The organism is Bacteroidota bacterium (assembly GCA_034439655.1).
GTDB lineage: Bacteria > Bacteroidota > Bacteroidia > UKL13-3 > UKL13-3 > CANJUD01.
Map to the genome: position 1 here is coordinate 1 of JAWXAU010000085.1, position 8,946 is coordinate 8,946.

12 protein-coding genes are annotated in these 8,946 nt (G+C 35.2%); 9 read left to right on the forward strand and 3 right to left on the reverse strand.

What is annotated here, in order from left to right; all coding sequences use genetic code 11:
* A partial coding sequence (locus SGJ10_05360) for a hypothetical protein (GenBank protein MDZ4757551.1) occupies positions 1 to 245 on the reverse strand: 245 nt, incomplete at its 3' end.
* A 28-nt stretch (positions 246 to 273) separates the two neighbouring features.
* On the opposite strand from SGJ10_05360, the gene SGJ10_05365 reads away from it, so the two are divergent.
* Positions 274 to 687: a gliding motility-associated C-terminal domain-containing protein gene (locus tag SGJ10_05365; protein MDZ4757552.1), complete on the forward strand. Its 414-nt coding sequence runs from the start codon at positions 274 to 276 to the stop codon at positions 685 to 687.
* A gap of 311 nt (positions 688 to 998) precedes the next feature.
* Here the strand turns inward: SGJ10_05365 and SGJ10_05370 are convergent, their stop codons facing one another.
* Complete coding sequence (locus SGJ10_05370; protein MDZ4757553.1) at positions 999 to 1,193, reverse strand: cold shock domain-containing protein; 195 nt, start codon at positions 1,191 to 1,193, stop codon at positions 999 to 1,001.
* Between the two features lie 217 nt (positions 1,194 to 1,410).
* Between SGJ10_05370 and SGJ10_05375 the strand changes: the two genes are divergently transcribed.
* The 8 genes from SGJ10_05375 to SGJ10_05410 all read left to right on the forward strand — a co-directional run bounded on the left by SGJ10_05375 (position 1,411) and on the right by SGJ10_05410 (position 8,114).
* The gene (locus tag SGJ10_05375) at positions 1,411 to 2,073 is read left to right on the forward strand and encodes an NAD-dependent epimerase/dehydratase family protein (protein MDZ4757554.1); all 663 of its coding nucleotides are present in this window, start codon (positions 1,411 to 1,413) and stop codon (positions 2,071 to 2,073) included.
* 284 nt (positions 2,074 to 2,357) lie between these two features.
* A complete protein-coding gene (locus SGJ10_05380) occupies positions 2,358 to 3,569 on the forward strand; it encodes a PAS domain-containing sensor histidine kinase (GenBank protein ID MDZ4757555.1) in 1,212 nt (403 codons plus the stop codon).
* Between the two features lie 56 nt (positions 3,570 to 3,625).
* The gene (locus SGJ10_05385; protein MDZ4757556.1) at positions 3,626 to 4,687 is read left to right on the forward strand and encodes a response regulator; all 1,062 of its coding nucleotides are present in this window, start codon (positions 3,626 to 3,628) and stop codon (positions 4,685 to 4,687) included.
* Positions 4,688 to 4,862: 175 nt separating this feature from the next.
* Positions 4,863 to 5,303 carry a DoxX family membrane protein gene (locus SGJ10_05390; protein ID MDZ4757557.1) on the forward strand — a complete coding sequence of 147 codons (441 nt, stop codon included), beginning with the start codon at positions 4,863 to 4,865 and terminating at the stop codon, positions 5,301 to 5,303.
* A gap of 42 nt (positions 5,304 to 5,345) precedes the next feature.
* The gene (locus SGJ10_05395; GenBank protein ID MDZ4757558.1) at positions 5,346 to 5,708 is read left to right on the forward strand and encodes a hypothetical protein; all 363 of its coding nucleotides are present in this window, start codon (positions 5,346 to 5,348) and stop codon (positions 5,706 to 5,708) included.
* 110 nt (positions 5,709 to 5,818) lie between these two features.
* Complete coding sequence (locus SGJ10_05400; GenBank protein MDZ4757559.1) at positions 5,819 to 6,262, forward strand: SRPBCC family protein; 444 nt, start codon at positions 5,819 to 5,821, stop codon at positions 6,260 to 6,262.
* Positions 6,263 to 6,298: 36 nt separating this feature from the next.
* Positions 6,299 to 7,675 (forward strand): hypothetical protein, encoded by a 1,377-nt coding sequence (locus SGJ10_05405; protein ID MDZ4757560.1) that lies wholly within the window; start codon positions 6,299 to 6,301, stop codon positions 7,673 to 7,675.
* Entirely contained in the window at positions 7,665 to 8,114 is a 450-nt protein-coding gene (locus SGJ10_05410; protein MDZ4757561.1) for a 3-oxoacyl-ACP synthase, read from the forward strand. The genes SGJ10_05405 and SGJ10_05410 overlap by 11 nt, the downstream gene beginning before the upstream one ends.
* 5 nt (positions 8,115 to 8,119) lie before the next feature.
* Here SGJ10_05410 and SGJ10_05415 read toward each other — a convergent pair whose 3' ends face one another.
* Positions 8,120 to 8,752: a DUF4352 domain-containing protein gene (locus SGJ10_05415; GenBank protein MDZ4757562.1), complete on the reverse strand. Its 633-nt coding sequence runs from the start codon at positions 8,750 to 8,752 to the stop codon at positions 8,120 to 8,122.
* Positions 8,753 to 8,946: the final 194 nt, after the last annotated feature.

Here is an 8,946-nt window from a genome sequence, read left to right on the forward strand (position 1 = left end):
CATACGAGTAGCAAGCTGTTGTTTTGACCACGGTTTTGCATTGGGCCTCTCAAGCAAAAATCACCTTGGTAAATAAAAACACTTTTGCTTCCTTTTTGTAAAGGAGGGAGTATAAAGTAGATTGTGTAAACGGTTATAGTTAATATAGTAAGCCCCGTTGCTTCTTTCACGGCAACCCCACAAACTACTGATATATTCCATCCTTGTATATTCTTTAAAAACAATACTACTTTAGCTGATACCACTATATTTTATTACGGCAATAACGATTCATTGATAAATTTTGATAGTATAACTTATTGCTATAAAGATACAGGAACTTATGTTGCAAAACCCATTGCCTATAACCGTTACGGTTGCTTTGATACTACTTATGTTACCGTATATATTCATGATGTTTATACTATTTTTATTCCCAATGCCTTTACCCCTAACCATGATAAAGACAACCTCAATGAAACCTTTTATCCTATCTGCAGCAATTGCCAAGGCTGGGAAATGACTATATATAACCGCTGGGGAGTAAATGTTTTCTTCTCTACTGATAAAAGCAATACCCCGCAATGGGATGGCAATTATAAAGAGCAACCCTGTGAGCAAGGTGTATATATATATCAACTAAAAGTATATAATATGCAAGGCCAAGTTCAAAATGAATATAAGGGCACGGTTACACTTTTGAGGTAGTGATCATCGTCATTCTGTTCGCCGCGGCGAATCGTCAAACGGCAGTTTAAAATACTTAACAATAAGTTTTAAGACGAGACGAAGAATCTGCCGAAATCGTAGACGAAATAAATATTATACCCAACGTCGTATACCTAATTATATTATTTATTGAAAAGTATTGATTGTTATTTTGAGTCTCGTCTCCGATTCAAAAGATTCTTCACATTGAAGCAATTCGCCGCGGCGAAAAGAATGACGGTAGGCCCCCCCATAAAATAAAAAAACCCACTCTGTTACGAATGGGTTTTTCTATTAAGTAAAAAAACTATTTAGGAAGCAATGCTAACCTTAACTGCGTTTAGTCCTCTTTTTCCTTCTTCTACCTCGAAATTTACTACATCGCCTTCGCGGATAGTATCAATTAAGCCTGAAGTGTGGACAAAAATGTCTTGTCCTGTTTCGTTGTCACAAATGAATCCAAATCCTTTATCGGAGTTGAAAAATTTAACTTTACCTTGTTTCATTTAAAAAATAATTTATTGAGTTTAAGCTTCAATATTAGGCAATAAACCCCAATACGCAATACTAATAAATTAAAATAGCAGCGAGGGTGTTTCTAAAATTCTAAATTTCAGGTTTTTACATGTTAAAAAATATTATCCCTTTTATTCGTACTTAAACAAAATGAGGAATTTATTGAGGTGAAATCTCTTAATTTGCAATAATTAAACATTATTATATATGAAAATAAGAGCCGTATTGACAGGAGCCACAGGCATGGTGGGCGAAGGGGTATTGCACGAATGCCTGATGCATGCGGATGTAGAGCAAGTATTGGTAATCAACAGAAAGCCTTGCGGTATTACCCATCCTAAACTAAAAGAAATTATTCATAATGATTTTATGGATCTGGCTGCAATCGAGAATCAATTGCAAAACTATAATGCTTGTTTTTTCTGTTTGGGAGTGAGCGTAATTGGAATGAATGAAGAAACTTATACAAAATTAACCTATACTTTAACGATGCATGTGGCAGAAACACTTTCCAGATTAAACCCAGGCATGACCTTTTGTTACATATCGGGAGCAAGCACTGATAGCAGTGAGAAGGGCAGGAGTATGTGGGCTCGCATAAAAGGCAAAACCGAAAATGATTTGATGAAATTGCCATTTAAAAGTGCCTATATGTTTAGGCCAGGGTATATGCAACCTACTAAAGGATTAAAGAATACCTTGACGTTTTATAAATATATATCTTGGATGTATCCTTTGCTTCATCTGGTGTTCCCAAAGTTTTTTTCTACGCTTGCAGAGCTTGGTTTGGCCATGATTCATAGTGTTACTAAAGGATATGATAAGGCTATATTGGAGGTGCGTGATATTGTGAAATTAGCGAAAGAGTAGGATAGGTGTAAGTTGCTGAGTCCTCTGCGAGAGAATTTGCGTAGAAGCGAAAGCTGCTGAGTTTACTGCGAGAGACGTAGCGAAGAAGGTACAATTAATAATCCGTCTCCGATTTTAACAGATCTTTCGTCTCATCATAAAAGCTTTCAAAAGATTTTGATGATTGGGTTGACTATTCGTCGAGGCGAGCAAGATGACGAAAAAAATCTTTCAAAAATGACTATGGTCATTTTTAGTCTCTCAGAAATATTCGAATTTGTCCGTTTTTATTTCATACTTTTGCGATGAACAGAAACAGTATACACAAACCTAAAATGGATAGCAGCGAAGGAATCGAAGCCTTGTTCCTTTATGCAACTGAGGGGATTCTTTTTACCAATGATAAAGGAGAGATTACTCGTATCAACCCCAGTGCAGAGAGAATGTTTGGCTATAATGCAGGTGAACTTTTGGGCCAAAAAGTTGAAGTATTAATCCCTCAGAAATTTGCACAGCGTCATCACCATCACCGCGAAGGTTATGGTCACAATCCACACCCACGTTCGATGGGTGGCGAAATGGAATTATTCGCATTGAAAAAGGATGGATCTGAATTTCCAGTAGAGATTAGTTTGAGCCCTTATCAGGACGATCGTGGAAAATTTGTAATTGCATTTATTATAGATATTACGATTCGCAAAATGGCAGAAGAACGAATGAAAAACTATACAGGGGATCTTGAAAAGCAAGTCCATAATCGAACTTTAATTTTGGAAGAAGCTATAGTAGAATTGGAAAAAACCAAAGAAGATTTAAATAATGCATTATATAAAGAGAAAGAACTAAATGAATTGAAATCTCGTTTTGTGTCGATGGCATCACACGAGTTTCGTACTCCTTTGGCTACTATTCTATCATCTCTTTGGCTAGTGGCTGAGTATGGAGAAAAGAATGATAAAGAAAAACAAAATAGACATATTGAACGTATTAAAACAACTATTAACAGTCTCACAGATATTCTCAATGATTTCCTTTCCATTGGCAAACTTGAAGAGGGTAAAGTGATTAATATGGCTGCACAATTCAACCTCAAAGAATTTGTAAATGAAATAGTAGTCGAAATGAAAATGTTACTGTTACCCGATCAAAAAATACAATATAATCACGTGGGTATTGAATCAGTAATGTTAGATATAAAATTACTAAAAAATATATTGTTCAACTTGGTTTCTAATGCTATCAAATTCTCGGGCGAAGGTGATGTAATATTGATAAATTCTGAAGTTGATAATTCAAATGTTATCATATCTGTGAAAGACGATGGAATGGGAATTTCACCAGCCGACCAAGAACATTTATTTGAAAGATTTTTCCGTGGCTATAACGCGTCAAATATACAAGGAACAGGCCTTGGCCTCAATATAGTTGCAAAATATTTAGAATTGATGAATGGCTCAATTGCCGTTGAAAGCGAAGAAGAAAAGGGAACCTTATTTACCATAACTTTACCACAATAAAATTTCAGTTGGTAAGAGCAACGGGGTTTAGATAATCTTATTAAAAATTAAAACCAATGAATAAAAAAATATTATTAATTGAAGACAATAAGCACATGCGTGAAAACACTGCTGAAATTCTTGAACTTTCGCAGTACGAAGTAGTGACAGCAAGTAATGGAAAAGAGGGTGTTGAGCTTGCACAAAAAGAAATGCCCGATATTATTATATGCGATATTATGATGCCCATACTCGACGGATATGGCGTGTTACATCTGCTATCGAAAATGGAAGAGACCGCTAGTATTCCATTTATTTTTTTAACAGCCAAAGTTGAACGTGGTGATTTTAGAAAAGGAATGGATATGGGTGCCGATGATTATCTTACCAAACCCTTTGATAAACTTGAACTGCTTACAGCGATTGAAAGTCGCATTAAAAAATCGGAAATTCTTAAAAAAGATTTTGAAAAAAATATAGGCGGACTCAATGATTTTTTTAATAATATAAAGGGAATCGATACCTTGAAAGAGCTCTCTGAAACTAGCCATACCGAAGGATATAAAAACAAAGAGAAAGTATATAAAGAAGGTAATTATGCAAGAGGTGTATACTTTATAAGCAGCGGAAAAGTAAAGACATATAAAACCAATGAACAAGGGAAAGAATATATAACAGGTTTATATAAAGAGGGAGATTTTATTGGCTATGTGCCCTTATTAGAAGATGAAAAATATACCGATTCAGCCAGCACTCTCGAAAATTCAGAAATATGTTTGATACCTAAAGAAGATTTTCTTTCGTTGATACATAAGAATGCACATGTATCTCGCAAATTTATCAAAATGATTTCTGATAATTTAAAAAGTAAGGAAGAACAACTTCTCAAACTGGCGTATAATTCTGTGAGAAAAAGAGTAGCTGAAGCCCTTGCCACTCTTTATGAACGCTATAAAAAAGAAGATGAAGATAAATTCACGATGGTGCTTTCACGCGAAGATCTAGCCAACCTTGCTGGTACTGCAACAGAAACAACAATCCGTGTTCTCAGTGACTTTAAAGACGAAAAATTAGTTGAAATAAAAGGCGGTACAATTTCAATTATTAATTATGAAGGGCTGGTGAAGATAAAAAATTAAGAGGCGAGGAGTAAGGAGTAAGGAGCTGAAGCCGTCCGCCGCGGCAGAGCCCTTACTCCTAATTCCTTACTCCTCCTATTCATGACAACAATCATTTTAGACTCTGATTAGCGTCATTCACATTAATTTATTGTAAAACGACTTTTGTACCCTATCATACTGGAACAAAAGCATCATGCAAACAATTATTGATTACCATTTAGAAATAGCGGCACTCATTGCTCGTGTATTCTTGGGATTATTATTTTTCTTTCAAGGGTATGATGCTATTTTTAATGTGAAGATTGAGAATATTATTGAATCATTTTATGGACCCTTTGCAGTGAGAGGAATTCCTAAAAGACTCACCGTAATAGGGGTTTGGGTTACATCTTATTTAGAACTGATAGGTGGTTTATTGCTCACCTTGGGATTATTTAAATATGTATCATTATATATTCTAGGTGCTGATATTATAATTGCATCAATAGGTTTTGGTATTGTAAAACCCATGTGGGATATGCAGTTTGTATTTCCTCGTTTGGCCATTCTTATTTTTTTAATGGTAATTCCAGTAGCGTGGGATACAATTACGATTGACTATATTTTAGGAAAATTAAAAATTTTTACAGCATAATATTAAATGAATATTATAAATTTACTCGAACCGATAAGTACCATGAAAATTACAATAAATGACAGTCAGAAGATATTTGAAATAATTGAAAAATTCAGTCAGCTTTTTCCGTACTTAAAGGTTGATTTTTTTTCTAATCCTTCCCACTCAAATAATACATCTAAAAGGAATTTAGTGATATATACTAATAAAACTTTAGGTGAATGCAGGACCGTTCAAAAGAAAGGTAGTATTTTAATTACACCATATATGACTGTAAGGGAACTGGAAGCTGAATTCAATGATATATTTGGATTGTCGATGCAAGTATATCGCAAGTCAGGAAAAATATGGCTTGAAACAACCGTTACCGATAGCTGGACACTAGAAGAGCAAAACAAGCAGGGGCAGGCTCTTAGTTCTTAATAAAACCAAAATATATTAGTGGCATAATTTAATTGCTCAACCTATCGGATTGGGCTTTTTTTGTGGTTATAAGTTTTCTTGGATTATATTTGCCCAAAATTGCTTATAATATGAAATATACTACAGAAATTGAAATAAATATACCAGTAAACAAAGTAGTTGAGTTATTTGATAATCCAGACCATTTGAGTAAATGGATGGAGGGCTTGCAAAGCTTTCAGCACCTGAGTGGCACAGCCGGACAGCCTGGGGCAAAATCCAAATTGGTTTTTAAATTGGGCAAAAGGGATATTGAAATGATTGAAACCATCGTCGTTAGAAATTTACCACAAGAATTTTCAGGAACCTATGAAGCTAATGGAGTTTACAATGTGGTTACAAATAGATTTATTCCTGTGGGCGAAAATAAAACAATATATATAACAGAACAAGAATTCCGATTTAAAGGTTTTATGAAACTAATTGCGGTACTTATGCCCGGGGCTTTCAAAAAACAAAGCATGAAATATTGCTCCGATTTTAAAAAATTTGCTGAAAGCTATCCCAATAATTGAGGATCATAAGATATATAATTATATAGTAAAAATTTCATGCAAGCTAAACCACTTTACATTCGCTTAGCCTTGGCTGCTGTGGCAATTACATGGCTTTGCACTTATATATATATTGGCAAATACAATAAGAAAGAATTGATTATATGGGACATGAAAGCTTACTATAGTTATTTGCCGGCCACTTTTATTCACCACGATATCAGCTTCCAATTTGTCGATTCTAATATATACAAACAGCATAACTATTTTTGGGTGAAATCTGCAAATGGAGCGAGGGTGCAAAAGGTAAGTATGGGGATGGCAGTATTATATAGTCCGTTTTTTTTTATCGGGCATGTGCATGCTCTTATTACTGGCGATATTGCTGACGGATGGAGTGTTCCTTATCAATTTTGGCTTGGCTTAAGTAGTATTTTTTATTGTATCATTGGGCTATGGTTGTCCTCACGCATTCTTACCCGGTTTTTCAGCAGCGGGGCTGTGGCATTGGCTTTATTGGCTATTGGCTTGGCCACGAACTTATATTATTATACCATTGTGGAAGGAATGCTTGGGCATGCATACAGTTTGTTTTTATTTACTTTAATCCTTGAGTTCACCATAAGGTTCTATCAAAAAACTCGCTGGGGCATAGTGGTATTAATCGGGCTTTTAGCAGGCTTATGTATATTGGTTCGCCCATCCAATATTGTTATAATTATTATTCCAGCCTTTTGGGGAGTAAGCAGTTGGCAAAGTTTGAAGGAACGATTTGTTTTTTGGTGGCGGCATATACCCAAATTCATTTTAATGGGAATCGTGGCATTTGCAGTTTACACGCCGCAATTAATGTATTGGAAATATATAACAGGCGATTGGTTCTTTTATTCCTATGGTGATGAACGATTCTACTTTAATAATCCACATATATTAAGTACCTTTATCAGTTTCCGCAAAGGTTTGTTAGTATATACTCCCATTATGGTATTTGCCTTTATTGGATTTTTCTTTTTGAAAAAGTATGTTCAAACTGGTTTTTGGGCAATAATAATATATACTATAGTAGTTATATATATGGTGAGTAGTTGGTGGTGTTGGTGGTATGGCGGCAGTTATAGCCTGCGTGCCTATATAGAATCATTTGCTTTTTGGATATTTCCTTTGGCTGCTTTTTTTGAAATTTGTATAGCTAAACTTAAAAAGAAATCTTGGCTCATGCTTGTTATGGTTCTTTTATTTGTATGGCACAACTCATTTCAAATTTATCAATATCGCCTGTCTATACTACATTGGGATTCTATGACTTTTGATGCATGGAAAACCATACAAAATAAACTATATTATCCTGCAGATAGAAATAAGTATTTACGTACCCCCGATTGTGAAAAAGCCATGAAGGGCGAAGACGAAGAAGGATTGCTCTATGAACCGTAAAATAGAAATATATAATTGTTGCAAAAACTATATTGAGCAACGTATTGCATCCATTCAAATGGCTGTGGATGATGCACGTGCAGCCGCTAACGAGGAAACCAAAAGCTCGATGGGAGATAAGTACGAAACCACTAGGGCTATGATGCATTTTGAACAAGAAAAACTTGGTACACAAATGAAGGAAGCCAATAAATTGCAAGATATATTATTGAAAATTAATCCCGAACTCACTCAGAAAAAAGCAGGAACTGGAAGTTTGGTGATAACAGATATCGGCTACTATTATATAGCGATCGGTGCTGGAAAATTTGAAATTGATGGTATTATTTATTTTGCAGTTTCACTCACAGCACCACTTGCTCAGCAGATGATGGGCAAGGTAGCGGGCGATAAAGTAAATTTTAATGGGCGTGTATATAATATTGTAGAAGTATTATAAAATATTTATTTTACTAATTTTAATTCCATAGCTATGCCCACACCGGCAGCATCATATCCATTCACAATAAAAGAGAGTGAATTTACTGTTTCGGTTTCAGGAACTTCAAAATATAAAGCGGTAGTTAAGGTTTGCCCTTTGGCCAATTCGTGAATTTCGGTTTTTTGATCAGGTACCCGTGAAATATCTAAATGAACAGAGGTCATTACAATGCTTCCATCGGAACATTTCATGCGGAATGAGGTGTAATTATAATTATAAGCTTCTTCGCAGTTCGACAAGATATCAATCTCCAAACGTACAAATTGTTTCTTTGTTTTTTTAGGGTTTTCAAGATTTGTACTGTTCGTTGGCCAAAAATCGAGGGTAGCATTTTTCAAAGTGATACTGGCACATGCACCAAAATTGGATGACATGCCTGTTACGCCCACCTCTGTTCTTGCTTGTTTGTGCTCAGCCTGACCTGCTGGTTTTGCAGCAGCCGAAGGTTTTGCTGCAATGGGTTTAGGTTTTGCAGCTACTTTAGGGCCAGGTGTAGCAGCGGGCTTGGGCTTAGTAGGCTTAACCTGCTGCCCCATGGTGTAGTGGCTTGCCATAAACACGAGTGCCAAGAAAAATATTAAGGTGATTTTTTTCATTTTTTCAGTGGTTACTGAAATGCAAAAATACATATAATTGTTTTGATATATTGTTTTATTTAATTGGCCCTGCGTTATAAAATATTTTAAGAGTAATAATACCGAAACTCAATAGACCTCTTTCATAATTCGATTCTAATAAATATAAAGGTTTGAAACACGAATTTTAAAACTTAGAATGCTGCCCTTTTTTA